The 25,081-nt window shown below is 68.0% G+C and carries 27 protein-coding genes; 16 read left to right on the forward strand and 11 right to left on the reverse strand.

The annotated features are described in order from the left end of the window. The first annotated feature begins 26 nt into the window (after positions 1 to 26). Positions 27 to 983 carry a transaldolase gene (locus tag ABIA73_RS16390; protein ID WP_025877945.1) on the forward strand — a complete coding sequence of 319 codons (957 nt, stop codon included), beginning with the start codon at positions 27 to 29 and terminating at the stop codon, positions 981 to 983. A gap of 612 nt (positions 984 to 1,595) precedes the next feature. Here ABIA73_RS16390 and msrA read toward each other — a convergent pair. Together msrA and ABIA73_RS16400 are read right to left on the reverse strand one after the other, a co-directional pair. Continuing rightward, positions 1,596 to 2,261, reverse strand: a complete 666-nt coding sequence (gene msrA, locus ABIA73_RS16395) for a peptide-methionine (S)-S-oxide reductase MsrA (protein ID WP_033832046.1) — start codon at positions 2,259 to 2,261, stop codon at positions 1,596 to 1,598. Positions 2,262 to 2,291: 30 nt separating this feature from the next. Then, positions 2,292 to 2,555, reverse strand: a complete 264-nt coding sequence (locus ABIA73_RS16400; RefSeq protein WP_025877942.1) for a putative signal transducing protein — start codon at positions 2,553 to 2,555, stop codon at positions 2,292 to 2,294. A 198-nt stretch (positions 2,556 to 2,753) separates the two neighbouring features. Between ABIA73_RS16400 and ABIA73_RS16405 the strand changes: the two genes are divergently transcribed. The 5 genes from ABIA73_RS16405 to ABIA73_RS16425 all read left to right on the forward strand — a co-directional run bounded on the left by ABIA73_RS16405 (position 2,754) and on the right by ABIA73_RS16425 (position 7,517). After that, complete coding sequence (locus ABIA73_RS16405) at positions 2,754 to 4,502, forward strand: glutamine--tRNA ligase/YqeY domain fusion protein (RefSeq protein ID WP_025877940.1); 1,749 nt, start codon at positions 2,754 to 2,756, stop codon at positions 4,500 to 4,502. 177 nt (positions 4,503 to 4,679) lie between these two features. After that, on the forward strand, positions 4,680 to 5,411 hold the full coding sequence (locus ABIA73_RS16410; RefSeq protein WP_059066058.1) for a DUF6348 family protein: 732 nt from the start codon (positions 4,680 to 4,682) through the stop codon (positions 5,409 to 5,411). Positions 5,412 to 5,507: 96 nt separating this feature from the next. Next, the gene (locus tag ABIA73_RS16415; protein ID WP_033830398.1) at positions 5,508 to 6,068 is read left to right on the forward strand and encodes a nucleoside deaminase; all 561 of its coding nucleotides are present in this window, start codon (positions 5,508 to 5,510) and stop codon (positions 6,066 to 6,068) included. Then, a complete protein-coding gene (gene rlmM / locus ABIA73_RS16420) occupies positions 6,052 to 7,119 on the forward strand; it encodes a 23S rRNA (cytidine(2498)-2'-O)-methyltransferase RlmM (RefSeq protein ID WP_025877934.1) in 1,068 nt (355 codons plus the stop codon). The genes ABIA73_RS16415 and rlmM overlap by 17 nt, the downstream gene beginning before the upstream one ends. Beyond that, complete coding sequence (locus ABIA73_RS16425) at positions 7,119 to 7,517, forward strand: EF-hand domain-containing protein (RefSeq protein ID WP_279208917.1); 399 nt, start codon at positions 7,119 to 7,121, stop codon at positions 7,515 to 7,517. Before rlmM ends, ABIA73_RS16425 begins: the two co-directional genes overlap by 1 nt. Before the next feature lie 110 nt (positions 7,518 to 7,627). Here ABIA73_RS16425 and ABIA73_RS16430 read toward each other — a convergent pair whose 3' ends face one another. Together ABIA73_RS16430 and ubiH are read right to left on the reverse strand one after the other, a co-directional pair. Next, positions 7,628 to 8,809, reverse strand: coding sequence for a UbiH/UbiF family hydroxylase (locus ABIA73_RS16430; RefSeq protein ID WP_059066055.1), 1,182 nt, complete (start codon positions 8,807 to 8,809; stop codon positions 7,628 to 7,630). Beyond that, entirely contained in the window at positions 8,806 to 10,011 is a 1,206-nt protein-coding gene (gene ubiH, locus ABIA73_RS16435; RefSeq protein ID WP_154879417.1) for a 2-octaprenyl-6-methoxyphenyl hydroxylase, read from the reverse strand. Before ubiH ends, ABIA73_RS16430 begins: the two co-directional genes overlap by 4 nt. A 107-nt stretch (positions 10,012 to 10,118) precedes the next feature. Here ubiH and ABIA73_RS16440 point away from each other — a divergent pair, with 107 nt between their 5' ends. The 10 genes from ABIA73_RS16440 to ABIA73_RS16485 all read left to right on the forward strand — a co-directional run bounded on the left by ABIA73_RS16440 (position 10,119) and on the right by ABIA73_RS16485 (position 19,966). After that, complete coding sequence (locus ABIA73_RS16440; RefSeq protein ID WP_025877927.1) at positions 10,119 to 10,703, forward strand: hypothetical protein; 585 nt, start codon at positions 10,119 to 10,121, stop codon at positions 10,701 to 10,703. 8 nt (positions 10,704 to 10,711) lie between these two features. Further along, positions 10,712 to 11,266 (forward strand): cob(I)yrinic acid a,c-diamide adenosyltransferase, encoded by a 555-nt coding sequence (locus ABIA73_RS16445; protein WP_025877925.1) that lies wholly within the window; start codon positions 10,712 to 10,714, stop codon positions 11,264 to 11,266. Positions 11,267 to 11,272: 6 nt separating this feature from the next. Further along, positions 11,273 to 12,211, forward strand: a complete 939-nt coding sequence (locus ABIA73_RS16450; RefSeq protein ID WP_154879413.1) for a histone deacetylase family protein — start codon at positions 11,273 to 11,275, stop codon at positions 12,209 to 12,211. An 89-nt stretch (positions 12,212 to 12,300) separates the two neighbouring features. After that, complete coding sequence (lptD, locus tag ABIA73_RS16455) at positions 12,301 to 14,781, forward strand: LPS-assembly protein LptD (protein ID WP_279208918.1); 2,481 nt, start codon at positions 12,301 to 12,303, stop codon at positions 14,779 to 14,781. Continuing rightward, complete coding sequence (locus ABIA73_RS16460) at positions 14,778 to 16,121, forward strand: peptidylprolyl isomerase (RefSeq protein WP_032974943.1); 1,344 nt, start codon at positions 14,778 to 14,780, stop codon at positions 16,119 to 16,121. The genes lptD and ABIA73_RS16460 overlap by 4 nt, the downstream gene beginning before the upstream one ends. Before the next feature lie 3 nt (positions 16,122 to 16,124). Continuing rightward, entirely contained in the window at positions 16,125 to 17,105 is a 981-nt protein-coding gene (gene pdxA, locus ABIA73_RS16465) for a 4-hydroxythreonine-4-phosphate dehydrogenase PdxA (RefSeq protein ID WP_088101120.1), read from the forward strand. Beyond that, the gene (gene rsmA / locus ABIA73_RS16470) at positions 17,102 to 17,905 is read left to right on the forward strand and encodes a 16S rRNA (adenine(1518)-N(6)/adenine(1519)-N(6))-dimethyltransferase RsmA (protein ID WP_025877916.1); all 804 of its coding nucleotides are present in this window, start codon (positions 17,102 to 17,104) and stop codon (positions 17,903 to 17,905) included. Before pdxA ends, rsmA begins: the two co-directional genes overlap by 4 nt. A 13-nt stretch (positions 17,906 to 17,918) precedes the next feature. Beyond that, on the forward strand, positions 17,919 to 18,302 hold the full coding sequence (gene apaG, locus ABIA73_RS16475) for a Co2+/Mg2+ efflux facilitator ApaG/CorD (protein ID WP_025877914.1): 384 nt from the start codon (positions 17,919 to 17,921) through the stop codon (positions 18,300 to 18,302). Positions 18,303 to 18,317: 15 nt separating this feature from the next. After that, on the forward strand, positions 18,318 to 19,325 hold the full coding sequence (locus ABIA73_RS16480) for a symmetrical bis(5'-nucleosyl)-tetraphosphatase (protein WP_059066049.1): 1,008 nt from the start codon (positions 18,318 to 18,320) through the stop codon (positions 19,323 to 19,325). Further along, positions 19,322 to 19,966, forward strand: a complete 645-nt coding sequence (locus ABIA73_RS16485) for a DUF1287 domain-containing protein (protein WP_025877912.1) — start codon at positions 19,322 to 19,324, stop codon at positions 19,964 to 19,966. Before ABIA73_RS16480 ends, ABIA73_RS16485 begins: the two co-directional genes overlap by 4 nt. 48 nt (positions 19,967 to 20,014) lie before the next feature. Here ABIA73_RS16485 and ABIA73_RS16490 read toward each other — a convergent pair whose 3' ends face one another. From ABIA73_RS16490 to ABIA73_RS16520, 7 genes are all read right to left on the reverse strand, one after another. Then, positions 20,015 to 20,506: a dihydrofolate reductase gene (locus tag ABIA73_RS16490; RefSeq protein WP_025877911.1), complete on the reverse strand. Its 492-nt coding sequence runs from the start codon at positions 20,504 to 20,506 to the stop codon at positions 20,015 to 20,017. A 12-nt stretch (positions 20,507 to 20,518) separates the two neighbouring features. Further along, positions 20,519 to 21,082, reverse strand: a complete 564-nt coding sequence (locus tag ABIA73_RS16495; protein WP_032974939.1) for a hypothetical protein — start codon at positions 21,080 to 21,082, stop codon at positions 20,519 to 20,521. Beyond that, positions 21,079 to 21,873, reverse strand: a complete 795-nt coding sequence (locus ABIA73_RS16500; RefSeq protein WP_033830389.1) for a thymidylate synthase — start codon at positions 21,871 to 21,873, stop codon at positions 21,079 to 21,081. The genes ABIA73_RS16495 and ABIA73_RS16500 overlap by 4 nt, the downstream gene beginning before the upstream one ends. Beyond that, complete coding sequence (gene lgt / locus ABIA73_RS16505; RefSeq protein ID WP_088101117.1) at positions 21,870 to 22,757, reverse strand: prolipoprotein diacylglyceryl transferase; 888 nt, start codon at positions 22,755 to 22,757, stop codon at positions 21,870 to 21,872. Before lgt ends, ABIA73_RS16500 begins: the two co-directional genes overlap by 4 nt. 84 nt (positions 22,758 to 22,841) lie before the next feature. Further along, positions 22,842 to 23,336: a TPM domain-containing protein gene (locus ABIA73_RS16510; protein ID WP_354276029.1), complete on the reverse strand. Its 495-nt coding sequence runs from the start codon at positions 23,334 to 23,336 to the stop codon at positions 22,842 to 22,844. Continuing rightward, positions 23,336 to 24,220, reverse strand: a complete 885-nt coding sequence (locus tag ABIA73_RS16515) for a TPM domain-containing protein (RefSeq protein WP_354276030.1) — start codon at positions 24,218 to 24,220, stop codon at positions 23,336 to 23,338. Before ABIA73_RS16515 ends, ABIA73_RS16510 begins: the two co-directional genes overlap by 1 nt. A gap of 3 nt (positions 24,221 to 24,223) precedes the next feature. Then, positions 24,224 to 24,844: a LemA family protein gene (locus ABIA73_RS16520; RefSeq protein ID WP_025877902.1), complete on the reverse strand. Its 621-nt coding sequence runs from the start codon at positions 24,842 to 24,844 to the stop codon at positions 24,224 to 24,226. Positions 24,845 to 25,081 lie beyond the last annotated feature (237 nt).

Raw genomic sequence — 25,081 nt, forward strand, 5'->3', positions numbered from 1 at the left:
CTGCAATCCCCGCACCAGGAGCCGTAATGAGTACCCCGTCCAAACTGTCCCAGCTGCGCGAACTGTCCGTGGTCGTTGCCGATACCGGTGACTACGAGGCGATCAAGCGCCTGCAGCCGGTGGACTGCACCACCAATCCGACCCTGGTGAAGAAGGCGCTGGACCTGCCGGTCTATGCGGAACTGATCGAACGCGAACTGGCCTGGGGCCGCCAGCAGGGCGGCGACCGCGAGGCCGTGGTGCACGCCGTGGCCGACCGCCTGACCATCGGCGTCGGTGCGCTGCTGAGCACGCTGGTGCCGGGCCGCGTCTCCACCGAAGTGGATGCCGACCAGGCCCACGACACCGCCGCGACCGTGGCCAAGGCCCGTCAATTCATCCAGATGTATGCCGATGCCGGCGTGCCGCGCGAGAAGATCCTGATCAAGATCGCTGCGACCTGGGAAGGCGTGGAAGCCGCGCGCGTGCTGCAGGCCGAAGGCATCGACTGCAACCTGACCCTGATCTTCAACCCCACCCAGGCGCTGGCCTGCAGCGAAGCCGGTGCGTTCCTGATCTCGCCGTTCGTCGGCCGCATCCTGGACTGGTACGTGGCCAACGGCCAGACCCCGGCGAACATCGACGAGGACCCGGGCGTGGTGTTCGTGCGTGGGGTGTATGCCGAATTCAAGCGCCGCGGTTCGCCGACCGTGGTGATGGGCGCCTCGTTCCGTTCGACCGCGCAGATCGAAGCGCTGGCCGGCTGCGACCGCCTGACCATTTCGCCGGACCTGCTTGAGAAGCTCGACGCCGACCACGGCGCGCTGCCGCGCAAGCTGGTGGCCGGTGCCGCTGAAACGGTGCAGGTGACGCCGATCGACGCGGCGAAGTTCGCAGCCGACCTGGCCGCCGATCCGATGGCGACCGAGAAGCTGGCGACCGGTATCGATGCGTTTGCCAAGGATCTGCAGGCGCTGCGCGAGCGCATTCGCTCGGAACTGTGATTCCAGCCAACGGCTGAGCCCCTCGTGGCGGGGGGCTGGGTCGCGAAGAGCGGGTCATGCGTTTGGCAGGGTGGGTAGGCCGTGCAGGGGACGCTGCAAGTACGTCCATGTAAGCTCGGTCGCCGCATCCATGCGGCTCACGCCCCTGCACGGCCTACCCACCCTGCCTTCGACAGTTTCCTGCGGCGGTCCGCCACGGAAGAAAGAAAAGAAGAGCAGAAGCGGGTCGCGCGCTGCGCTTGCTCACAAGCAAACAAACAAACAAAAAGGACGCGGCGAACGCCGCGTCCTTTTTGTTTTCCATCAGTTCGTCAGTAGCCCATGCTCTTGCCCACCGTCACCGGGAAACGGTCGGGGGCGGGGCGGTGTGGGTTGGCAGGACCGTTGGCGCCATGGATGGCGCCATCGAGCCCCCATGGGTGAGGGCGCTTTGCTTGCGAAGCACTGCTTCGCAAGCGCCCGAACGCACAGCCGCCAGCGGCTGGGCCGGACCCCGGAGGGGGGTTCACGGCGTGTCCTGCCAACCCACACCGCCCCGCCCAACCCACAGAAACCCAGAGCCGCTTTGGCTTTGGCTTTGGCTTCTGCCCGCCGCAGGCGGACCACCGCGCGTCAGCGCGGCACCTCCACATCCAACCCGATCGGGCAGCTCACGCCGGTACCGCCAATGCCGCAGTAGCCGTTCGGGTTCTTGGCCAGGTACTGCTGGTGATAGTCCTCGGCGTAGTAGTACGCCGGTGCCGGATACACGATCTCGGTGGTGATCGGGCCATACCCCGCTGCAGCCAGCTGCGCCTGGTAGGCCTCGCCACTGGCCAGCGCCGCGGCGTACTGGGCCTCGTCGGTGGCGTGGATCGCCGAACGGTACTGGGTGCCGGTGTCGTTGCCCTGGCGCATGCCCTGGGTCGGGTCGTGGCTTTCCCAGAACAGCTGCAGCAGCCGCTCCAGGCTGACAACCGCCGGGTCGAACACCACCTGCACCACCTCGGTGTGGCCGGTCAGGCCCGAGCAGACCTCTTCATAGGTGGGGTTCGGGGTGATTCCACCGGCATAGCCCACCGAGGTGCTGTACACGCCCGGCTCGTTCCAGAATTTGCGCTCGGCGCCCCAGAAGCAGCCCAGCGCGAAGCGGATCTGCTGCAGGCCGGCGAAACGGTCCTTCAACGGATGGCTGTTCACGAAGTGCTGGTTGCTGTGCAGCGGCAGCGGCTGGTCGCGGCCCGGCAAAGCCTCTTCCGGGCGCGGCAGGCGCTGCTTGAAGGCCCCGATGCCGAGGATGCCCTGTCCGATTCCCAACATGATGCGCTCCTACGCCGGAAGCCCGGCAATGTCGTCGGCATCTGAAATGGGGGCGTCTGCGGCGTGGCCCAAGTCCAGCGCCGCCACGATCTCTTCGGCCTGTGGCCGCGCGGCGTCGGGGATACCGACCCGAAGCACGCCGAACAGCGGCAGCTCGCCCATGCCGCCCAGCAGCGACTCGCCGAACACGAACGCCGGGATGCCGGCGTCTTCCAGCGCGTGCTTGACCAGGTGGGCGTCGAACAGATTGTCGGCCTTGTACACGATGTGCATGCGGCAGCTCCGTGGGACAGGATTCCAGCATACGCCCGGGGGCTGAATGGTGCCGCTGCGCTCGCCGGGCATGGCCCGGCGCTACCGGTGCGGGATGGTAGCGCCGGGCCATGCCCGGCGAGCGCAGCGGCCCCCCCCGGGCAGCCCTTCCCGGTAAGCGTTAGACTGGCAATCTTTCTGCCTTTCTTTCGCCGACTCATGTCAGAGCACACCCCCGCCAGCCCCGAGACCCCCGCCGACAGCCACGAGAAGCGCGATTTCATCCGCCAGATCGTGCGCGAGGACCTGGCCAGCGGTAAGCACCAGGCGATCAAGACCCGCTTCCCGCCCGAGCCGAACGGCTACCTGCACATCGGCCATGCCAAGTCGATCTGCCTGAACTTCGGCGTCGCCGGCGAGTTCGGCGGCGTCTGCAACCTGCGTTTCGACGACACCAACCCGGCCAAGGAAGACCCGGAGTACGTGGCCGCGATCCAGGACGACGTGCGCTGGCTGGGCTTTGAGTGGAACGAGCTGCGCCATGCGTCGGATTACTTCGACGCCTACTACCTGGCCGCCGAGAAGCTGATCGCCGACGGCAAGGCCTACGTCTGTGACCTGTCGGCCGAGGAAGTGCGCGCCTACCGCGGCACCCTGACCGAACCGGGCCGGCCCTCGCCGTGGCGCGACCGCAGCGTCGAGGAAAACCTGGACCTGTTCCGCCGCATGCGCGCCGGTGAATTCCCCGATGGCGCGCGCACCGTGCGCGCCAAGATCGACATGGCCAGCGGCAACATCAACCTGCGCGATCCGGCCCTGTACCGCATCAAGCACGTCGAACACCAGAACACCGGCAACGCCTGGCCGATCTACCCGATGTATGACTTCGCCCATGCACTGGGCGATTCGATCGAAGGCATCACCCACTCGCTGTGCACGCTGGAGTTCGAAGACCACCGCCCGCTGTACGACTGGTGCGTGGACAACGTCGACTTCGCCCACGATGACGCGCTGACCCAGCCGCTGGTCGACGCCGGCCTGCCGCGCGAAGCGGCCAAGCCGCGCCAGATCGAGTTCTCGCGCTTGAACATCAACTACACGGTGATGAGCAAGCGCAAGCTGATGGCGCTGGTCACCGAACAGCTGGTGGACGGCTGGGAAGACCCGCGCATGCCGACCCTGCAGGGCCTGCGTCGCCGTGGCTACACGCCGGCGGCGATGCGCCTGTTCGCCGAGCGCGTGGGCATCAGCAAGCAGAATTCGCTGATCGATTTCAGCGTGCTGGAAGGCGCGTTGCGCGAAGACCTGGACAGTGCCGCGCCGCGCCGCATGGCCGTGGTCGACCCGGTCAAGCTGGTGCTGACCAACCTGGCCGACGGCCACGAAGAGCAGCTGACCTTCAGCAACCACCCGAAGGACGAAAGCTTCGGTACCCGCGAAGTGCCGTTCGCACGTGAAGTGTGGATCGACCGCGAGGACTTTGCCGAAGTGCCGCCGAAGGGCTGGAAGCGCCTGGTTCCCGGTGGCGAAGTGCGCCTGCGCGGCGCCGGCATCATCCGCTGCGATGAAGTGATCAAGGATGCCGACGGCACCATCACCGAACTGCGCGGCTGGCTGGATCCGGAGTCGCGTCCGGGCATGGAAGGCGCCAACCGCAAGGTCAAGGGCACCATCCACTGGGTCAGCGCGGTGCACGGCGTGCCGGCCGAGATCCGCCTGTATGACCGCCTGTTCTCGGTGCCGAACCCGGACGATGAATCGGAAGGCAAGACCTACCGCGATTACCTCAATCCGGAATCACGTCGCACCGTCATCGGCTATGTCGAGCCGGCGGCTGCCACCGCGGCGCCGGAACAGTCGTTCCAGTTCGAGCGCACCGGCTACTTCGTTGCCGACCGCCGCGACCACACCGCAGCCAAGCCGGTGTTCAACCGCAGCGTGACCCTGCGCGACACCTGGTCGGCCTGAGCACCTGCGCGGGCGCCGCACAGGCGCCCGCGTCATCCCGGCGAGTGCCCCATCCCGTGAAGCCGCAGCGCCGACCAGCGGACGCGGCCCGGCCGTGCTGCGCACGTGGCACGCACTGCCGCTGTGCAGCGGATACCGCCATCATCGTCCGTTCTTTCCTACCCATCAGGCCCTGCCATGTCCGCTGCCCCGAGTGCACTTCTGCCGCTGCTGCAACAGGTCCTGCTGGGCCGTGACATCGCCTGCACCGTCGAGGACGACGGACTGCTGCTCGACAGTGGCCTGCACCTGACACCGCACGGTGTCGCCAGCAACGAACGCGACAACGGCGGCTGGCAGACCTCCACCGTCATCGAGACCCGTCACGCGGGCTTGTTCGCCGATGGCCTGTTCGAATACCAGCACGCCAATGGCGCAACCGAACAGGAATCCCTGCTGTCCGGCTTCGAGACCTGGGTGCGGGTGGATCTGGCGACCCTGCAGGCCGCCATCGGCGCTGAAGACGCACCGGATCTGCCGATGATGGGACTGACCTACCCGACCAACGAAGACGGCCGGGAACACGAGCGCACCGTGGTGCTGGGACCGCTGGCCCATTACCGCGCCCGCGAACTGGACGACGCTGCTGCGTGCAGCGAAGACGACCACGGCTCCTGCCCCTGCTGCCTGTTCACCAGGAGCATCGACGCCTTCGACGATCTGCTGAAGGCTCATCACTTCCTGGCCATCCGTCTGTTCGCTTCGCGCGACGAGCAGGGCCAGTGCGAAGCCGACTGCCGGGTCAACGGCCATGACTTCGCCCCTGCCCTGCCGCTGCTGCGCGCCTATGCTGCGCGCTGGCCGCAGGCGGGGCTGGAATTCCGCAAGCAGTACGTGGTGATCCGCACCGGCTCACCCTCAGCGGCCTGAATCCAGCGCGCACGCCCGGTACATGCCACTGCCGCTACACTGCGCGCCGACATCTGTTGCACCTGTTCCTTTCACTCCCAACGAGGCACCCCCGCGATGCTGTACGCGCAAGTCCACCTGACCCTTCCCGCCTGGATCCACGACCAGATCGACCTGGATCGTCGATATCCGGGCGACGAGGCCAAGGTCGCGCTGGCGATCGAGCTGTCGCGGCTGAACGTCGACCACGCCAGTGGCGGCCCGTTCGGCGCCGTGGTGTTCGGGCCGGATGACAAGGTGATCGCTGCCGGCGTGAACCGGGTGATGCCGCATTCGACCTCGCTGGCGCACGCCGAGAACATGGCCTACATGCTGGCCCAGCAGCGCCTGCAGACCCCGCGCCTGAACGCGGTGCTGTCGCCGATCACCCTGGCCACCAGCTCGCAGCCGTGCTGCCAGTGCTACGGCGCCACCGTGTGGGCCGGCATCGACCGCCTGCTGATCGGCGCCAGTTCGGCCGACGTGGAAGAACTGACCCCGTTCGATGAAGGCCCGCTGCCGGCCGACTGGGTGGGCGAGCTCAACAAGCGCGGCATCGAAGTGGTGCAGGGCCTGAACCGCGATGCGGCGCGCAGCGTGCTGCGTGCCTATGGGGAAAGCGATGGCGCCCGTTACTGAGGCCGGCATCGGCCTGCTGTGCCTGTGCCGGCAGGGCTTCGAGCCCGAGCTGGCCGGCGAACTGCAGTTCCGCGCAGGCGCCGCCGGTTTTGCCGGTTACGCCCGTACCCAGCGCAACGACGGCTATGTGCTCTTCATGTGCGATGAAGCCGCAGCGCTTGCACCGCGACTGCCGTGGCGCGAGCTGATCTTCGCCCGCCAGAAGCTGGTGGTGCTGGCCGAGCTGCCGCAGCTGGATCCGGCCGACCGCATCACGCCGATGCTGGACGTGCTGGCCGATGCGCCGCGCTTCGGTGATCTGTGGGTGGAGCATCCCGATTCGGACGCCGGCAAACCGCTGTCCGGGCTCGCGCGTGCCTTCGGCAATGCCCTGCGCCCGGCGCTGCGCAAGGCCGGCAAACTCAGCGACAAACCCAACGCACGCTTGCCGCGCCTGCACGTGGTGTTCGTCGATGGCACGCATGCCTTCATCTGCGTGGCCAACCCGGACGACAGTGCACCCTGGGCGTTGGGCATTCCGCGCCTGAAGCTGTTGCCCGACGCGCCTTCGCGTTCGGCATTGAAGCTGGATGAAGCGCTGCTGACCCTGCTCGCCCCGGAAGAACGCGAGGCGCTGGTGCGTCCGGGCATGCGTGCGGCCGACCTGGGCGCGGCACCCGGCGGCTGGACCTGGGTACTGACCCGCCAGCACGTGCATGTGCTGAGCATCGACAACGGCCCGCTGCGCCAGCACGTGCTGGACACCGGCCTGGTCGAACACCTGCGCGCCGATGGCTTCCATTGGCACCCGGAGCAGCCGCTGGACTGGATGGTCTGCGACATGGTCGAGCAGCCGCGTCGCGTCGCCGAACGCATGGCCACCTGGTTCCGCGAGGGCTGGTGCAGGCACGCGATCTTCAACCTGAAGCTGCCGATGAAGAAGCGCTGGGATGAAACCCGCCTGTGCCTGGACCTGTTCCAGGAGCAGGCCGGCAAGCCGCTGGTGGTACGTGCCAAGCAGCTGTACCACGACCGTGAGGAAATCACGGTGCTGGCGTCGCCGCTGCGCTGATGAACACCCTGCGCATATCCCTGCTGCTGTGTACCGCGGTGCTGGCGTCGCCAGCACTGGCACAACCGGCGCGCCCGCAACCGGCACAAAGTGCTCCGCTGCGCGATGACAGTGGCGTGGTCCGACAGCAGTCACTGTCGGCCGGCCGCGTGACCGGCAGCGTCGACATCGTGGTGCCGCTGGGCGAAACCCCGGTAACGGTGCGCTCGCTGGCGCCGGCCAGCGTGGTCGGCCAGTACCGCATCCATTTCGCCGAGCTGGACGTGAATGCTGATGGTTTCATCAGCCGTGACGAAGCACTGGCCAATCCAGCGCTTTACGATGAGTTCAACGCATTGGACAGCAAGCGTCGCGGCAAGCTGGACCGCGCTGACCTTGCCGGCTGGCTGATCGATTGAACCGATTCCGGTAGCGCCGGGCCATGCCCGGCGGGATCGGTGAACCGCGCTGCGCGCTCGCCGGGCATGGCCCGGCGCTACCGGCGGATGACCGCGCACGGCGCCGTCGGTCACACCCCTGCGGCGCGCTTCCAGAAGGCCTGTACCAGCGGCGGCCACTTGCCTACGCAGCCCAGCGCGCGGCCACGCGCCAGGGTCAGGTGCATCTCGTCGTTGGAGAACAGCCGGTTGATCGCGTCGAAGCTGTAGGCGGCGATCTGGTTGTCGCTGCGACGCTCACGCGCCCAGCGCTGCACGCGCTGCGGCGACAACCGGGGTTGTCCACGCCGTTCGGCCGACGGCGCCAGCCAGTGCTGCAGGGCGGCGACATCGCGCAGGCCAAGATTGACGCCCTGCCCGGCCAGCGGATGCACCACGTGGGCGGCATCGCCCAGCGCCAGCACGCGACCGGCCACGTAGTGGCGGGCCAGCTGCCGGCGCAGCGGGAAGGCCGCGCGCGGCGAGGCCAGCCGCAGTTCACCCAGGCGCGCGGCGAAAGCGCGGGTCAGTTCACGATTGAATGCGTCTTCGTCCAGGGCCAGTACGCGTGCGGCCTCGTCGTCGGGCAATGTCCAGACGATGGAACTGCGGCGCTCGGCCACCGGCAACAGCGCCAGCGGACCGGTCGGCAGGAAGCGCTGCCAGGCCGTGGCCTGGTTGGGCAGCTCGCTGTCCACATAGGCGACTACACCGCGCTGCTGGTAATCGTGGCGCTCGACCTCGATCCCGGCCAGTCCGCGCAGGGTCGATTCAGCGCCGTCGGCAGCCACCGCCAGTGCGGCTTCGATGCGACGGCCATCATCCAGGCGCAGGCGCACAGCGTGCTCGTCCTGCTCAAGCGCTTCCACGCGCGCCGGGCAATGCAGCTCCACGCCAGCTGCCGGCAGCGCCGCCCACAGGCGATCCTGCAGCAAGCCGTTCTCGACGATGAAACCCAGCTCGCGACGGCCGAAGCGATCGGCGTCGAACAGCAGGTCGTCGCCACCGGCCGCGTCCCACACCTGCATGCGCCGGTATGGCCAGGCGCGTGCCTGGGCGATCGTCGGCCACACGCCGAGACGCTCAAGCAACTGCACGTTGTCGGCGGCGAAGGCGAACACCCGCAGATCCGGCTGTGCGGCCTGCCATGGTGCCGGTTCACGCCCTTCCACCAGCGTTACGGCAAGGCCGGCATCGGCCAGCGCCAGCGCACAGGCGGCGCCGACCACACCGCCGCCCACAATGGCCACGTCCAGGCGTGCGCGCCGGTTCATGCGGCTTCTCCACGGCACAGGCGCGGCACATCGCCACGGAAGCCCATCGCACCACCAACCAGCATCGACTGCACCGAGGCGCGCTGTGCGGCCACCAGGCCCAGGCTGCGCAGGGGGCGCAGCAGCGGCGCCGGATTGCTGGTCAGCCGGGCAAGGCCGCCGGAGAACGCCACCGTCTGCCGTCGATCTTCTTCGCGGCGGTCCACGTAGGATCGCAACAGTGCATCGCTGCCGGCATCACCCTCCACTTCCAGCAGCTCGGCCAACGTCAATGCGTCGCGCAGGCCGAGGTTGAAACCCTGCGCACCCAGCGGGTGGATGGTCTGCGCGGCGTTGCCCAGCAGCACCGTGCGCTCCCCCACCAGCGCGCGCGCCAGCACCTGGATCAGCGGATAGGCACTGCGCGGGCCGGAGTCGAGCAGGCGGCCCGCCCGCCAGCCGATGGCCTGCTGCAGGCGCTGCAGCCAGGCGGTGTCGTCCAGCGCCATCACCGCCTCTGCCTGGTCACGGGCAACCCCGTGCACAGTACCGAAATGGCGGTCGCCACGCGGCAGCAACGCCGTCGGGCCGGTATCGGTGAAACGCTCCCAGGCGGTGCCATCGGGCGCGCGCTGGCTGCGCACGCGGGCCACGAACAGCGTCTGCTGGAAGTCGTGGCGATCAACGTCGATGCCCAACGCATCGCGCACGCCGCTGCTGGTGCCGTCGGCACCGACCACCAGCCGCGCCAGCAGCACCCGCTCGCCACTGTCATCGGCCACCCGCACCTGGCGGTAGCCGTCAATCACCTCGCCCAGGCCAAGGAAACGCATCGGCCGGTAGCGGCGCAGCCGTGACAACTCCTGCAGCCGGCTTTCCAGCGCCTGGCCGAAATCACGCGCCACCACCACCTGGCCGAACCATGGCCGGTCGTACTCTGCGGCATCGAGCTGCACCCGGCCGAAATCGCCGGCGCGGCTGACATGGATGCGGCGGATCGGACCGGGCGCCATCGACAGCTTCTGCATGACCCCCAGCGCGGTCAGCGCGTTGATCGTGGCGGCGGCAAAACTGAGGTTGCGCTGGTCGAACACCGCCGGCAGTTCCCCGGCCGGGCTGGCTTCGAGCAGGCCCACGTCGCGGCCCAGGCGGTCCAGGGCGATGGCCAGGCTGGCACCCACCAGACCGCCACCGACGATCAGCACGTCATGTCGTTCACTCATGGGCGCATGATACGCCCTCGCCGCGCCGGCATGCCCCACGCCGCCCCGCCTGCGCCAAGCGCCGCGCCGGGCTAGAATGAAACCTGAATCCGCTCCGGCCCACCGCCATGTCCGACTCCGCCCCCCGCGCCTTCGTCCTGTCAGTGCTCGTGCTGTTGCTGGCTGCGACCCGCGTCAATCACTTCGCGGCAATCCCGGACGCCTCCTGGGCGGTGTTCTTCATCGGCGGCTTCTATCTCGCCCGCTGGACCCGCTGGGCATTCCCGCTGCTGATGGTGTTCGCGGTGCTGGTCGACTGGATCGTGATCCGCAGCAGCGGCCTCGACTTCTGGCAGCACTACTGCGTATCGCCGGGCTACTGGCTGCTGTTGCCGGCCTACTTCGCGATGTGGGCCGGCGGCATGTTGCTGGGCCGCAACTACCGCAGCGCGCAGTGGTCGGTGCTGGGCAAGGGTGCCTTGCTGCTGGTGGCGTCGGTGGCGCTGTGCCATCTGCTGGCGCAGGGCGGTTTCTACTGGACCAGCCAGAACGTGGCCGAGCCGACCGTGGCCGGATGGGCACAGAACTACGCCCAGTGGTTCGGCCCTTACCTGCGCACCACCGCGATCTACGTGGCCCTGGCCGCCGCACTGCAGCTGGCCGTGGAGCAGGTGCTCAAGCTCCTGCAGGCCCGCCGCGACATCCACCACTGAGCCACGCCATGGGTCATCGCCTCTCGCGCATCTACACCCGCACCGGCGACGACGGCAGCACCGGCCTGGGTGACGGCAGCCGGGTCGGCAAGGATGACCTGCGTGTTGCGTCCTATGGCACCGTCGATGAAGCCAACGCCACGCTCGGCCTGTTGTTGGCCGTGCCGCTGCCGGAGGACGTCCGCGCACTGGTGGTGCACCTGCAGCACCAGCTGTTCGATCTGGGCGCCGAACTGTGCATTCCCGGCCATGCGGCGATCCACGCCGCTGATGTGTCGGCGCTGGAACAGCAGCTGGACCACTACAACGCCGACCTGCCGATGCTGAAGGAGTTCATCCTGCCGGCCGGTGGCGAGGCCGCCGCGCGCTGCCACCTGGCGCGCACCGTGGTCCGCCGCGCCGAGCGCGACACGGTCGCCCTGGCCCGCGTGGAACCGGTACGCAGCGAGGCGCTGCAGTACCTCAACCGGCTGTCAGACCTGCTGTTCGTGCTGGCCCGGGTGCTGGCACGGGCCGATGGCCACGGCGAAGCGCTGTGGCAACCACAGCATCGCCAGCGCTGAGCCGCCGTGCTGGTCTTCACCCATCCCGCCTGCCTGCTGCACGATCCGGGCCCTGGCCATCCTGAATGCCCGCAACGCCTGCAGGTGGTGCTCGACGCGCTGCACGAGGCCTTCCCCGGCCAACTGGATTGGCGCGAAGCGCCGCCGGCCAAGTTCGGTGAACTGACCCGGGTCCACGACAGCGCGCTGCTGGATCTGGTACTGCAACCGCAGAGCGCACCGCTGCGCCAGCTGGACATGGACACCTGGACCTCGCCGGGCTCGGCCAGCGCCGCGGTGCACGCCGCCGGCGCAGGTGTCGCGGCCGTCGATGCGGTGATGCTGGGCGAGGATCCGCTGGCCTTCTGCGCGGTGCGCCCGCCCGGCCACCATGCCACCAGCAGCACCGCGATGGGCTTCTGCCTGCTCAACAACATCGCCATCGCCGCCGCCTACGCCCGCGACCGCCACGGTCTGGAGCGGATCGCCGTGGTCGACTTCGACGTCCACCACGGCAACGGCACCCAGGACATCTTCCAGCACGACGCACGGGTGTCCTACTACAGCACCCACCAGGCCGGGCTGTTCCCCGAGTCCGGCCTGCGCCGTGACCGCGGCGCCGGCAACCTGATGAACATCCTGCTGCCGCCCGGCAGTGGCGGCTTCCGCTTCCGCAACGTCTGGGCCGACGAGATGCTGCCGGCGATCGACGACTTCCGCCCCCAGCTGCTGCTGATCTCGGCAGGCTTCGACGCCCACCTGCGCGACCCGCAGGCCGACCTGATGCTGGAGACCGACGATTTCGCCTGGATCACCCGCGAACTGCACGCGCTGGCACGCCGCCATGCCGCCGGCCGGGTGGTGTCGATGCTGGAGGGAGGATACGACCTGCAGGCCTTGGCCGAGTGCAGCGTGGCCCACCTGCAGGCACTGATGGCGACGCCTTCCGGCAACGGGCCTGGATGAACCCGAACCGGCAATCCGGGGAGGCCTTCATTGCCCCTATGCAAGGGATGGGGCAAGCTACCGTCCGTTTTCGCCCGAATCCGAACCGCGTGCGCCGAGCCCTCCGCCTGCTTCCCCTGCCCCTGAGCATCGCCGTCTGCCTTCCGGCATGGGCTGATGACAAGCCGCTCAACTGGGGCCTTTGCCCGGCCACCGACGTGATCCCTGCGTTCACCGACGCACCGACCCCGGTGCCCGGCCAGGACAAGGCTGCCGCCAGCGCTGCGCGCGAACAGCAGCCCACCGACATCGAGGGCGACCAGCTGCTGGGCACCACCACCGTGCCGCAGTACCAGGGCAACGTGGCGCTGCGCCGGGGCGACCAGTTCGTGGGCACCGACAAGCTCAGCTTCGATACCGAAAGCGGCAACTATGTCGCCGACGGCAACGTCCGCTACCAGGATGCCTCGATCCGGATGGTCGCCAAGCGCGCCGAGGGCAACCAGGAAAGCGACACCCACAAAATCACCGACATCCAGTACCAGTTGGTGTCCCGCCGCGGCAACGGTGAAGCCGAATCGGTCGACCTGCAGGGCGCGGTCGGGCAGATGCACCGCTCCACCTACACCACCTGCGACCCGTCGCAGCCGGTGTGGAAGCTGACCGCCCCGGAGATCGAAGTCGACAACGACGAAGGCTTCGGCACCGCCCGCAACGCGGTGCTGCGGATCGGCAAGGTGCCGGTGCTGTGGGCGCCCTACTTCAAGTTCCCGATCGATGACCGGCGCAAGACCGGCCTGCTGTTCCCGCAGCTGGGCATGTCCGGCCGCAACGGTTTCGACTACGCACAGCCGATCTACTTCAACCTGGCGCCGAACTACGACGACACGTTGACCCCGCGTTACATGAGCCAACGCGGCCTGATGCTCGACAACGAGTTCCGCTACCTCTACAACGGCGGCCGCGGCGAACTGCTGACCGCGTTCATGCCCAACGACAAACTGCGCGACCGCGACCGCGGCCGGGTGATGTTCGGCGGCTACCACAACGTAGACAGCCACTGGCAGGCCCGCGCCAACCTGGCCTGGGTCAGCGACGAGCGCTACGTGGAAGACTTCGCCAATCGCCTGGTGGGCGTCACCGCGTCAAACCTGCAGAGCACCATCGGCCTGTACGGCACCGGCGAGAACTGGACGGCCGGCATCATGGCCGACCGCTGGCAGCTGACCGACTACACGCTCGACGAGCGCGCCCTGGCCTACAACCGCCAGCCGCGCCTGTACTTCAACTGGGACAAGCAGCTGCTGCCGTGGCTGGAGACCGGCGTCTACGCCGAGGCCGTGCGCTTCACCCACGACGACATCAACTTCAAGTACGGCGCCGAGGCCGGTCCCGACCTGCAGTACACGCGCAACGGCCAGACCCAGCGCATGTATGGTGGCTCGCGCCTGGATGTGAAGCCCTATGTGTCGTTCCCGATCAGCGGCGCGGCCTGGTATGTCACGCCGACGCTTGCCTACCGCTATACCGGTTACCAGCTGGACCGCGGACTGGCCGATGCCACCCGCAGGAGCATCCTGGTCTCGCAGGGCATCGATCCGAACACGGCCACTCCGGAACAGCTGCGCGGAAATACCTCGCCCAGCCGCAGCCTGCCGATCGCCAGCCTCGATGCCGGCCTGTTCTTCGACCGTGAGACGAAGATCGGTGGCAAGTCGTTCCTGCAGACCCTGGAACCGCGCCTGTTCTACCTGCGCACGCCCTACCGCAACCAGGACGAGCTGCCGATCTTCGATACCCGCGACTTCACCTTCAGCTGGGGCCAGCTGTTCCGCGATTCGCGCTATACCGGCGCCGATCGCCAGAACGACGCCAACCAGCTGACTCTGGCGCTGGGTACCCGCTTCATCGACCAGACCACCGGCAAGGAGCGTTTCTCGGCCTCCATCGGCCAGATCCAGTACTTCGACGAGTCGCGGGTGAGCGTGGTCCCGGGTGGCGCGCCGGTTGAAAAGGGCAAGTCGGCCTGGATCGCCGACGGCAACTACATGATCAACGACCGCTGGACGCTGGGCGCCACCTACCAGTGGGATCCCAAGTACAAGCGCGAGGACCTGGCCAGCGTCCGTGCCCGCTACCTGATGTCCAACGACGGCGTGGTCAACCTGACCTACCGTTACCGCATAAATTCCGGCGCCCCGGCCACCGCCAACAAGCATGACCGCACCCTGCTGGAACAGGCCGACCTGTCGTTCCTGTACCCGCTGAACGAGCGCTGGAGCCTGGTCGGCCGCTACTACTACTCGATCCAGGACAAGGAACCGCTGGAGATCATCGGTGGCGTACAGTGGGACAGCTGCTGTCTGGCCGTGCGCGCCGTGGCCCGCCGCTACGTGCGCAACCGCGAAGGCGAAATGAACAACTCCATCCAGCTCGAGTTCGTGCTCAAGGGCTTGAGCTCCCTCGGCCAGGACACGGACCGCACTTTGCGCCGTGCTATCCTCGGCTACAACCGCGACGACCTCTATCTCGTGCCGCCCAGCAACACCGGAGCGACCCGCGATGACTACGATCCGAATCAGATCCCATGACCAAGAGCTTCCCCGTTCTCCTCGCATCGCTTCTGGCGGTGTCCAGCGTGTCCGCCCCCCTGCAGGTTCTTGCGCAGGAGGCCCAGCCGTTGGATCGCATCGCTGCTGTCGTCGATGAGGACGTGATCCTGCAGAGCGAGCTCCAGCGTGCGATCGCCAACATCAAGGCGCAGTACGCCGGCCGCGAGGCCCAGCTGCCGCCCGATGACGTGCTCAGCCGCCAGGTGCTCGAGCGCCTGGTGCTGGTCAAGCTGCAGGTGGCCCGTGCCCAGGGCAGCGGCATCCGTGTCAGCGACCAGGAACTGACCCAGGCGATGAATGCCATCGCCCAGCAGAACGGCTCGACCCTGGATGCCCTGCGCCAGCGCCTGGCCAGTGACGGTATCGATTTCAACGATTTCCGCGCCTCGGTGCGTGACGAGATCACCGTGCAGCGCCTGCGCCAGAGCTTCGCGCAGAGCCGCATCAGCGTCAGCGAAGGCGAGGTCGATGCTGCCCTGAAGCAGCAGGCCGATGCCGGCAACCAGTTCCACCTCGCACACATCCTGGTCGCCCTGCCCGATGGTGCCAGCGCCGAGCAGATCGCCACCGGCCAGAAGAAGGCTGATGGCGTGAAGGCCCTGCTGGACAAGGGCGAACTGGACTTCAATGCGGCGGCCGTGCGCTATTCCGACAGCCCCAATGCGCTGGAAGGCGGCGACCTCGGCTGGCGCACCCTGGATGAAATCCCGGCCGCGTTCGCACAGACGATGCAGCAGATGAAGCCCGGCGAAGTGGTCGGCCCGATCCGTGGCCCGAGCGGCTTCCAGCTGCTGAAGCTGGTGGAAGTGCGTGACGCCAGCGCGGCGGCAGGCACCCACACGGTCACCGAGTACCACGGCCGCCATATCCTGGTGCGCGTGGACGATGCCCAGTCCGACGCGGCCGCCAAGGCCAAGATCGACACCCTGCGTGCGCGTATTGCCGGCGGTGCCGACTTCCAGCAGGTGGCCAAGGAATCGTCCGAGGACACCAACAGCAAGGGCCAGGGCGGCGATCTGGGCTGGTTCCCGGCCGACGCGTTCGGCCCGGCCTTCGGCCAGCAGGTGGCAGGCATCCAGGACGGCGGCGTAAGCCAGCCGTTCCGCACCGATGCGGGCTGGCACATCGTGCAGCGCGTGGGCACCCGCCAGACCGACGTCGGCAGTGACAACCAGCGCGCCCAGGTCCGCGAGACCATCGGTCGCCGCAAGCTGGAAGACGAGTACAACCGCTTCCTGCAGGAGCTGCGTGGCGAAGCCTACGTCAGCTTCCGCAGCGGTGACCGGGCGGAAAATACCGCCACGCCTCCGCAGTCCTGAGCCATGCTCCCCGAGCTCGCTCTGGTACCGGGCGAGCCCGCCGGGATCGGCCCGGAACTGTGTGTCCGACTGGTCCAGCAGCCGCGCGATGATTGCCGGCTGCTGGCATTCGCCGATCCGGACACCCTGCGCGCGGCCGCAGCCGCGCTGGATCTGCCCCTGCAACTGCTGCCCGAGGACGCACACGCACGCGTCCCCGGCGATCTGCGCCTGCGCGCCGTCGCCAACAGCGCCCCCAGCCGTTTCGGCCATACCGACCCTGCCAACGCAGGTGCGGTGATCGGCGCCCTGCTCGGTGCGGGCCAGGCCTGCCTGTCCGGTGAACTGCACGGCGTGGTGACCGGCCCGGTGCACAAGGCGGTGATCAACCAGGGCGGCATCGCCTACAGCGGCACCACCGAACTGCTGGCCGACCAGGCCGGGGTGAAGGTGGTGATGATGCTGGCCAACGACATCGTCCGCGTTGCCCTGGCCACGACCCACCTGCCGCTGCGCGAGGTCGCCGATGCAATCACCGCGCCCGGCCTGGAACAGACCCTGCGCACCGTGCATGCCGCGCTGCGCCGCGAGTTCGGCCTGGCCGCACCGCGCATCGCCGTGCTTGGCCTGAACCCGCATGCCGGCGAAGACGGTCACCTCGGTCGCGAGGAACTGGATCTGGTCATCCCGCTGCTGCAACGCCTGCGCAGCGAGGGCATGGACCTGATCGGTCCGCTGCCGGCCGATACCGCGTTCCTGCCGGCCAAGCTGGCCGGCTTCGACACCGTGCTGGCCATGTACCACGACCAGGGCCTGCCGGTGCTGAAGTACTCCGGCTTCGAGCAGGCGGTGAACCTGACCCTGGGCCTGCCCTATCCGCGCGTGGCGGTGGACCACGGCACCGCGCTGGATCTTGCCGGCCGCGGCATCGCCGATCCTTCCAGCCTGCAGGCCGCCACAACGCTGTGTGCGCGGCTGGCGCGGCAACGTACACTGAGCACATGACTTCCCCGCATTCCCCCTCCGGCCCGGTGTTTTCCGCCCCGGCCAAGAAGCAGCTCGGCCAGCACTTCCTTGCCGACCGCTACTACATCGACAAGATCGTGATGGCGGTCAATCCCAAGGACGGCGACCGCCTGGTCGAGATCGGCCCGGGCCAGGGTGCGATCACCCTGCCGCTGCTGCGCGTGCACCCGAAGATGACGGTGATCGAGTTCGACCGCGACCTGATCGCGCCGTTGACGGCCGCCGCCGAGCCCCTGGGTGAACTGACCATCGTCAACCGCGACGTGCTGCGGGTTGATTTCACCGAGCTGGCCGACGGACAGCCGATCCGCCTGGTCGGCAACCTGCCCTACAACATCTCCTCGCCCATCCTGTTCCATGCACTGGAGCATGCTGCGGTGGTCTCGGACATGCACTTCATGCTGCAGAAGGAAGTGGTCGACCGCATGGCTGCCGGTCCCGGCAGCAAGGTGTTCGGCCGCCTCAGCGTGATGCTGCAGGCCTACTGCGAGGTGACCTCGCTGTTCGTGGTGCCGCCGGGTGCGTTCAGGCCGCCGCCGAAGGTCGATTCGGCCGTAGTGCGCCTGGTACCGCGCGACCCGGCCAGCATCGACATCAAGGACCACAAGCGCTTCGCCGAGGTGGTCAAGGCCGCCTTCGGCCAACGCCGCAAGACCCTGCGCAATGCCCTGAACAACGTGGTCAGCGCCGAGCAGTTCGTGGCCGCCGGCGTGCGCCCCGATGCCCGCGCCGAACAGCTGGACGTGGCTGAATTCATCGCTTTGGCCAATGCCACCTGATTACACTGCCGGTATGGAAGACGCTGACGTTTATGCCATCTCCGTCGAAGTCGCCCCGCGCTTCCTCGACGACCAATCCGCGCCGGAAGACGGTCGTTATGCGTTCGCCTATACGATCCGCATCCACAACCAGGGCCGCGTTGCCGCGCGCCTGGTCGCACGCCATTGGCGCATCACCGATGCCAATGGCCGCGTCGAGCATGTCGATGGCGATGGCGTGATCGGCGAACAGCCGCGACTGCGTCCGGGTGAAGACTTCCATTACACCTCAGGTGTCATGCTCGGCACCGAGCACGGCACGATGCAGGGCCATTACGACATGGTGGCCGACGACGGCACCGAATTCGCCGCGCCGGTCGCACCCTTCGTGCTGGCCATCCCGCGCACCCTGCACTGACACGGAGGCCGAACGATGAGTGTATGGGCGATCGGCGACCTGCAAGGCTGCTATGACGTAACCCAGCGCCTGCTGGAGAAGATCCGGTTCGATCCGGCGCAGGACACCCTGTGGTTCTGCGGCGACCTGGTCAACCGCGGTGGACAGTCACTGGAAACCCTGCGGCTGGTGCATTCGCTGCGCGAACACAGCGTGGTGGTGCTCGGCAACCACGACCTTTCCCTGCTGGCCGTCGGTGCGCGCACCGAGGAAGAGCAGCGCAAGGTCAACCCGGACCTGCTGCGCATCGTCCAGGCCGAAGACCGCGATGTGCTGCTGGACTGGCTGCGCCTGCAGAAGCTGGTGCACGTGGACCGCGAGCTTGGCTGGATGATGGTGCATGCCGGCCTGGCGCCGAAGTGGACCACGCAGATGGCCGAGAAGCATGCGGCCGAAGTGGAAGTGCAGCTGCACGGCGCCGGCTACCGCAAGCTGTTCCGCAACATGTACGGCGACAAGCCCAGCTGGGCGCCGAACCTGACCGGCTACGAGCGCTCGCGGGCGATCATCAACGTGCTCACGCGCATGCGCTACTGCACCTCGCGCGGCCGCATCGGCATCGAGGACAAGGGCACGCCGGGCACCCAGGAACAGGGGCTGTATCCCTGGTTCGAAGTGCCGGGCCGGGTCGAACGCGACCTGAAGGTGGTCTGCGGCCACTGGTCCGCGCTCGGCCTGACCATCACCCAGGGCATCCACGCGATCGACACCGGTGCCGTGTGGGGTGGCAAGCTCACCGCGATCCAGCTCGACACCGATGAGCTGCGCGTGGTGCAGGTACCGGGACGCGACGTACCGGCACCGGTCGCCAACGCGCGGCCGCCCGCGCGACCGGCACACGAGCGCACGGCAGGCAAGGACAACAGCCAGGGCAACGGCAACGCTGCAACGGCTGGCGCCCCGGGCAACCGTGGTCCGCGCCGCCGCCGCCGCCGTGGCGGTGGCGGTGGTGGCAACAACAACGGAACGCCTCCTTCGGCATGACGCCCGGCAACCGCGCACCATGGACGGTGCTGCTGCTGACGCTGGCCCTGGCCAGCGGCTGCCAGCCCTCATCGTCGCCAGCGACTGCCGGCGCCGACGCTACCGCCGCCCCTGCATCAGCTCCTGCACCTTCGCCGCCGCTGGTCGCTGCCGCACGCGCACAGGTCGGCGTCACCACCCGCTACGACCCTGCCTATCAGGTACTGGCCTACCCCGGTGGCGACGTGCCCGCTGATCGCGGCGTATGCACCGACGTGGTGGTCCGCGCCCTGCGTACGCAGGGGCTGGACCTGCAGGTCCGCGTGAATGAAGACATGCGCGCTGATTTCAGCGCCTATCCGCCCCTCTGGGGCCTGTCCCGACCGGATCGGAACATCGACCACCGGCGCGTGCCCAACCTGATGCGCTGGTTCGACCGCCACGGCTGGCAGCAACCGATCAGTGCCCTTCCCAGCGACTTCGCCGCCGGCGACATCGTGGCCTGGAAGCTCAACGGCAACGGCCTGCTGCACGTAGGCATCGTTTCCGACCGGCGCCTGGCCGACGGCACGCCGCTGGTACTGCACAACATCGCGCGCGGTACGCGGGAAGAGAACCTGCTGTTCCAGCACACCATCATCGGCCACTACCGGATGCCGTAGAACGATCCTGTAGAGCCGAGCACGGCCGGGCTCTACAGGACGCCGCGCTCAGCGGCGGACGTAATGCACGAAGCGGAACGCGTAGGCGTGACGCTCATCGGCCGGGTGCGGTTCACTGGCCACCTGCTGCCAGAGGCGCTCATCCACCTCCGGGAAATGGGTATCGGCCGGTACTTCGGCATCCACCCAGGTCAGGTACAGATCACTGGCCTGGTCCAGCAGCTGGCGGAAGATCTCGCCGCCACCAATGATGCACAGCTCGCTGGCGCCCTCGCCCTCTGCAATCGCTTTCGCCTCGTCCAGCGAGGCCACCGCGCGCATGCCCTCGAACGGCACCTGGCCGCTGCGGGTCAGCACCAGGTTCGTTCGGCCGGGCAGCACGCGGCCAATCGATTCGGCGGTCCTGCGCCCCATCAGGATCGGCTTGCCCAGGGTCAACGCCTTGAAGTGCCTGAAGTCGTCCGGCAGGTGCCAGGGCATGGCGTTGCCTTGGCCGATGCCACGATTGCGATCCAGTGCAACGATCATCGAAAGTTTCATGGTGCGGCCTCCTCAGCCGGCGTCGATCTGCAGGCGTGTACAGGCCTCGTTGGCGGCACTGGCCGCGCGCAGCGCCGCAGCCAGCGCCGGGTTCGACGTGGAATTCTCGTCCAGGCCTTCGAGGATCCTGTCCATCTGCGCGTCCTCGATCTCCTTCAGGCCCGGTCCCGACAGGATGTCCCTGGACAGCGTGGCAACGTCGGTGCTGCCGCTGCGCGCCAGGAATCCCTGCAGATCCTTGCTGGAATAGACCACCGCCAGGCGCTGCTCAAGCTCATGCTGGTAGGCGGGTTCTTCGATGCCAGCCTTCAGGTGTTCGGCCATCGCCGCGTACATGCCGGTCACCGCTTCGCGCATCTGTGCCTGGCAGCCGGCCGGCATGTCGCTGGGCAGTGGCGCGCTACCATCGAGCGTCCGGACGAAGCGCTGCAATTCCCCGCGCATGTGCTTGTGCACGATCTGCTCGTTGACCTGCCGGGCCAATGCGAGGGTGTCTGCAGGCGCCGCCTGCACCAGGCTCAGCGGCGCCAGGCCAGCCAACGCCAGCAGCGCCGCAACGCGTGGGCGCGCGCTCATACCGCCACCGGCGCCTTGATCGCCGGATGCGGATCGTAGCCATCAATGCGGATGTCATCGAACTGGAAGCCGAACAGATCGGTCACCTCCGGGTTCAACCACAGCGTCGGCAGCGCGCGCGGTTCACGCGACAGCTGCTCGCGGGCCTGCTCGAAGTGGTTCGAATACAGGTGCGCGTCGCCCAGCGTGTGCACGAAATCGCCGACGCCCAGGCCGGTGGCCTGCGCCACCATGTGGGTCAGCAGTGCGTAGCTGGCGATGTTGAACGGTACGCCGAGGAAGATGTCGCCACTGCGCTGGTACAGCTGGCAGCTGAGCTTGCCGTCGACCACGTAGAACTGGAACAGGTTGTGGCACGGCATCAACGCCATCTGCGAGAGCTCGCCCACGTTCCAGGCACTGACCACCAGCCGCCGCGAATCCGGATTACGCTTGATCTCGTCCACCAGCCACTGCATCTGGTCGATCTGGCCGCCGTCGGCCGTGGCCCAGCTGCGCCACTGCTTGCCGTACACCGGGCCGAGGTCGCCGTTCTCGTCGGCCCACTCGTCCCAGATGCGCACCTGGTTGTCCTTGAGGTAACCGATGTTGGTATCGCCCTTCAGGAACCACAGCAGCTCGTGGATGATCGAGCGCAGGTGCAGCTTCTTGGTGGTGACCAGCGGGAAGCCGTCGTTGAGGTTGAAGCGCATCTGCCAGCCGAACACGCTGCGGGTGCCGGTACCGGTGCGGTCGCTCTTCTCCGCGCCGTGTTCGAGCACGTGCGAGAGCAGGTCCAGGTAGGCCTTCATGCCTTGCCCTCCGCCGTCACCAGCGGCTGCGGCTGCAGCACCGGCGCGCGGCGCGACATCACCAGCAGCACCAGGCCGAAGGCGATCAGCGGCACGCACAGGATCTGGCCCTTGGTCAGCCAGCCGAAGGCCACGTAGACGCCGTTGTCGGGCATGCGCACGAACTCGACGGCGAAGCGGAAGATGCCATACAGCAGCGCGAACAGGCCGCCGATGAGATAGCGATGGCGCGGCTTGGCCGACACCGTCCACAACACCGCGAACATCACCAGCCCTTCCAGCAGCGCTTCATACAGCTGCGACGGATGGCGCGCGAACTGGTTGAGCGCACCGCTGGCGAACTGCGACTGCAGGGTGGCGTGGTCGAGCTGGTTCAACGGTGCCGGCAGGCCGGACGGGAACACCACGCCCCAGCTGCCGTCGGTGTACTTGCCCCACAGCTCGGCGCCGATGAAGTTGCCGATGCGGCCAAAGCCCAGGCCCAGCGGCACCAGCGGCGCCATGAAATCCATGGTGTCGAAGAAGTGCAGCGCATGCTTGCGCGACCACCACCAGCAGGCCGCGATCACGCCGAGCAGGCCACCGTGGAAGCTCATGCCGCCATCCCACACCTTGAACAGCAGCAGCGGGTTGTGCAGGAAATCGCCCAGCGCGTAGAACAGCATGTAGCCGATGCGCCCGCCCAGCACTACGCCGAGCATGGCGTAGAACAGCAGGTCGGAGAAGCCGTTGGCGTCGACGCCCGGCAGGCGCCCGTCGGCGATCCGCTTGCGCCCCAGCAGCCAGGCGGCGGTGAAGCCGAGCAGGTACATGATGCCGTACCAGTGCACCTTGATCGGTCCCAACGAGAGGGCGATGGGGTCGATGTCGTGGAAATAGATCATGAAGGGCGCCTTGCAGGGATGCCGATATTCTAGCGCCGCCCGGGAGCGGCCTCGTGGTGGCCGCCGTCGCCCGATTGCCGGGCTTCAGCCCAGGATCTGCGGCGTGTCCGGCAGGCCGTCCTGATCGGACCGCGCCGAGGCCGGAAAGTGCCCTTCCACCAGGGAGGAAACCTCGTCGATGGCATCGCGCAGCGCTGCCACCGGCTGCGAGCCGCGCAGGCCTTCGCGCAGATGCGAGCAGACCCGCTGCCACTGCTCGGGCGCGACCCGCCCCTGCAGGCCACGGTCGGCCACGATCTCGATGGCGTGGTCGGCCAGCAGCAGGTAGATCAGCACGCCGTTGTTGTGCGCGGTATCCCAGGTGCGCAGGCGCGCGAAGGCATGCTCGGCCGCCTGCCGCGGGGTGACCTTGTGCCACAGCGCATGCAGTGGCAGATCGGCCTCCACGGCAAACATCACCTGGCCGCCATGGCGCTGCTCGCCCGCGGCGATCGCCTCGGTGATCGCCTGTAGCGTGGCCGGCGGGAACGCCCGCCGTACCGATGGCGAAAACAGATGCCTGCACAGACGTTGGATCATCACCAGCCTCCCGACGCGCCGCCGCCGCCGGAACGGCCACCACCGCCGCCCCAGCCGCCGCCACCGCCAAACCCACCCCCGCCGCCGAAGCCGCCGCCGCCCCAGCTACCTCCGCCCCAACCGCCACCACCGGCGAAACGCCCCGGATGGCCGGACAACATCGCCACCACCAGGCCCACCACGCCGGCCAGGCCACTGGCCAGCAAGGTGGAAGTGAACAGGAAGGCGGCTACCGCCGCTCCAGCACCACCCAGCAGGCCGCGCAGCGGACGCGGTACCCGCGAGAACACGCCGCGCAGGATGCTGCCGGCGAACACGCCGATGAACAATGCCAGGATCCAGGTATCACCGCCCCCGTCCGGGGCGCGTCCCTGCTGGCTGCTGACCGGCGCCGGCAGGACTTCGCCGTCGATGATCCTCACCAGCACCGCCGTGGCCTCGGTGATGCCGCCGGCGTAGTCATTGGCGCGGAAGCGTGGCACCAGGTATTCCTGGATCACCCGGTTGGCGATCGCATCGGGAATCGCACCTTCCAGGCCATAGCCCGGTTCGATGCGCACCCGCCGATCGTCCTTGGCCACCACCAGCAGCACGCCGTCATCCACGCCCTTGCGACCGATCTGCCACTGGTCGAACACCCGGGTGGTGTACTGGGCGATGTCTTCCGGCTGCGTGGTCGGCACCACCAGCACCTGCATCTGGCTGCCCTTGCGCTGCTGCAGGTCCAGCGCCTGCTGCACCAGCGCCTGCTTCTGCGCGGCATCCAGGGTGCCGGTGGTATCGACCACCGGCGAATCCAGCGCCGGAATCGGCGCCAGCGTCTGCGCCTGCACGGTCATCGGCAGCCACAGCAGCAGGGCCAGCAGTGTGGCGGCCAGGCGCATCGGTCAGTGGCCCGGAGCCGGGGCCGGCTGCTGCTGCGGCGCGTTGCCGAAATCAACCGCCGGCGCGTTGGAAATCTGCGCTTCGTTTTCCACGGTGAAGTTCGGCTTGGGCTGGTAGCCGAAGATCTTGGCGGTGATCAGCTGCGGGAACGAGCGGATGTAGGTGTTGTAGTCCTGGACCTGCTGGATGTAGCGGCCACGGGCAACGGTGATGCGGTTCTCGGTGCCTTCCAGCTGCGCCTGCAGGTCGCGGAAGTTCTGGTCGGACTTCAGCACCGGGTAGTTCTCGGTAACCACCAGCAGGCGCGACAGCGCACTGCCCAGTTCGCCCTGGGCCTGCTGGAACTGCTTGAGCGAGGCTTCATCGTCGGCGTTGACGTTGATCTGGCCAACGCGCGAACGGGCGTTGGTGACTTCGGTCAGCACGCGTTCTTCCTGGCTGGCGAAACCTTTCACGGTCTGCACCAGGTTGGGCACCAGGTCGGCGCGGCGCTTGTACTGGTTGAGCACTTCGGACCAGCTGGCCTTGACCGCTTCGTCCTTCTGCTGGATGGCGTTGTAGCCGCAGCCGGACAGCAGGGAGGCCAGCAGCAACAATGGGATGAGGCGGGTCAACAGGCGCATGGCCAAGGCTCCGGGTGGACTGAGCGCCGAGCATGCCATGGTCGGTGTTAACGGACGTGTGGAGAGTGCCGGCCATCGGGCGCCGCCCCCTCCGCGGTGTGGTCCAGCCAGCTCGGGTGGGCCGGGGGGGGGGGGGGGGGGGGGGGGGCGGGGGCGCCCGGGGGGGGGGCGGGGGGGCGCCGCCCCGCCCCCCCCCCCCCCCCCCCCCCCCCCCACCCCCCCCCCCCCCCCCCCCCC

Source organism: Stenotrophomonas sp. 2694 (assembly GCF_040548715.1).
GTDB lineage: Bacteria > Pseudomonadota > Gammaproteobacteria > Xanthomonadales > Xanthomonadaceae > Stenotrophomonas > Stenotrophomonas indicatrix.

Excerpts from the sequence above, each read along its gene's own strand:
- ABIA73_RS16390 (WP_025877945.1), top strand. The coding sequence starts at position 27 with ATGAGTACCCCGTCCAAACTGTCCCAGCTGCGCGAACTGTCCGTGGTC.
- ABIA73_RS16400 (WP_025877942.1), bottom strand. The coding sequence starts at position 2,555 with ATGCACATCGTGTACAAGGCCGACAATCTGTTCGACGCCCACCTGGTC.
- ABIA73_RS16405 (WP_025877940.1), top strand. The coding sequence starts at position 2,754 with ATGTCAGAGCACACCCCCGCCAGCCCCGAGACCCCCGCCGACAGCCAC.
- ABIA73_RS16410 (WP_059066058.1), top strand. The coding sequence starts at position 4,680 with ATGTCCGCTGCCCCGAGTGCACTTCTGCCGCTGCTGCAACAGGTCCTG.
- ABIA73_RS16415 (WP_033830398.1), top strand. The coding sequence starts at position 5,508 with ATGCTGTACGCGCAAGTCCACCTGACCCTTCCCGCCTGGATCCACGAC.
- rlmM (WP_025877934.1), top strand. The coding sequence starts at position 6,052 with ATGGCGCCCGTTACTGAGGCCGGCATCGGCCTGCTGTGCCTGTGCCGG.
- ABIA73_RS16425 (WP_279208917.1), top strand. The coding sequence starts at position 7,119 with ATGAACACCCTGCGCATATCCCTGCTGCTGTGTACCGCGGTGCTGGCG.
- ABIA73_RS16430 (WP_059066055.1), bottom strand. The coding sequence starts at position 8,809 with ATGAACCGGCGCGCACGCCTGGACGTGGCCATTGTGGGCGGCGGTGTG.
- ubiH (WP_154879417.1), bottom strand. The coding sequence starts at position 10,011 with ATGAGTGAACGACATGACGTGCTGATCGTCGGTGGCGGTCTGGTGGGT.
- ABIA73_RS16440 (WP_025877927.1), top strand. The coding sequence starts at position 10,119 with ATGTCCGACTCCGCCCCCCGCGCCTTCGTCCTGTCAGTGCTCGTGCTG.
- ABIA73_RS16445 (WP_025877925.1), top strand. The coding sequence starts at position 10,712 with ATGGGTCATCGCCTCTCGCGCATCTACACCCGCACCGGCGACGACGGC.
- ABIA73_RS16460 (WP_032974943.1), top strand. The coding sequence starts at position 14,778 with ATGACCAAGAGCTTCCCCGTTCTCCTCGCATCGCTTCTGGCGGTGTCC.
- pdxA (WP_088101120.1), top strand. The coding sequence starts at position 16,125 with ATGCTCCCCGAGCTCGCTCTGGTACCGGGCGAGCCCGCCGGGATCGGC.
- rsmA (WP_025877916.1), top strand. The coding sequence starts at position 17,102 with ATGACTTCCCCGCATTCCCCCTCCGGCCCGGTGTTTTCCGCCCCGGCC.
- apaG (WP_025877914.1), top strand. The coding sequence starts at position 17,919 with ATGGAAGACGCTGACGTTTATGCCATCTCCGTCGAAGTCGCCCCGCGC.
- ABIA73_RS16480 (WP_059066049.1), top strand. The coding sequence starts at position 18,318 with ATGAGTGTATGGGCGATCGGCGACCTGCAAGGCTGCTATGACGTAACC.
- ABIA73_RS16485 (WP_025877912.1), top strand. The coding sequence starts at position 19,322 with ATGACGCCCGGCAACCGCGCACCATGGACGGTGCTGCTGCTGACGCTG.
- ABIA73_RS16490 (WP_025877911.1), bottom strand. The coding sequence starts at position 20,506 with ATGAAACTTTCGATGATCGTTGCACTGGATCGCAATCGTGGCATCGGC.
- ABIA73_RS16495 (WP_032974939.1), bottom strand. The coding sequence starts at position 21,082 with ATGAGCGCGCGCCCACGCGTTGCGGCGCTGCTGGCGTTGGCTGGCCTG.
- ABIA73_RS16500 (WP_033830389.1), bottom strand. The coding sequence starts at position 21,873 with ATGAAGGCCTACCTGGACCTGCTCTCGCACGTGCTCGAACACGGCGCG.
- lgt (WP_088101117.1), bottom strand. The coding sequence starts at position 22,757 with ATGATCTATTTCCACGACATCGACCCCATCGCCCTCTCGTTGGGACCG.
- ABIA73_RS16510 (WP_354276029.1), bottom strand. The coding sequence starts at position 23,336 with ATGATCCAACGTCTGTGCAGGCATCTGTTTTCGCCATCGGTACGGCGG.
- ABIA73_RS16515 (WP_354276030.1), bottom strand. The coding sequence starts at position 24,220 with ATGCGCCTGGCCGCCACACTGCTGGCCCTGCTGCTGTGGCTGCCGATG.
- ABIA73_RS16520 (WP_025877902.1), bottom strand. The coding sequence starts at position 24,844 with ATGCGCCTGTTGACCCGCCTCATCCCATTGTTGCTGCTGGCCTCCCTG.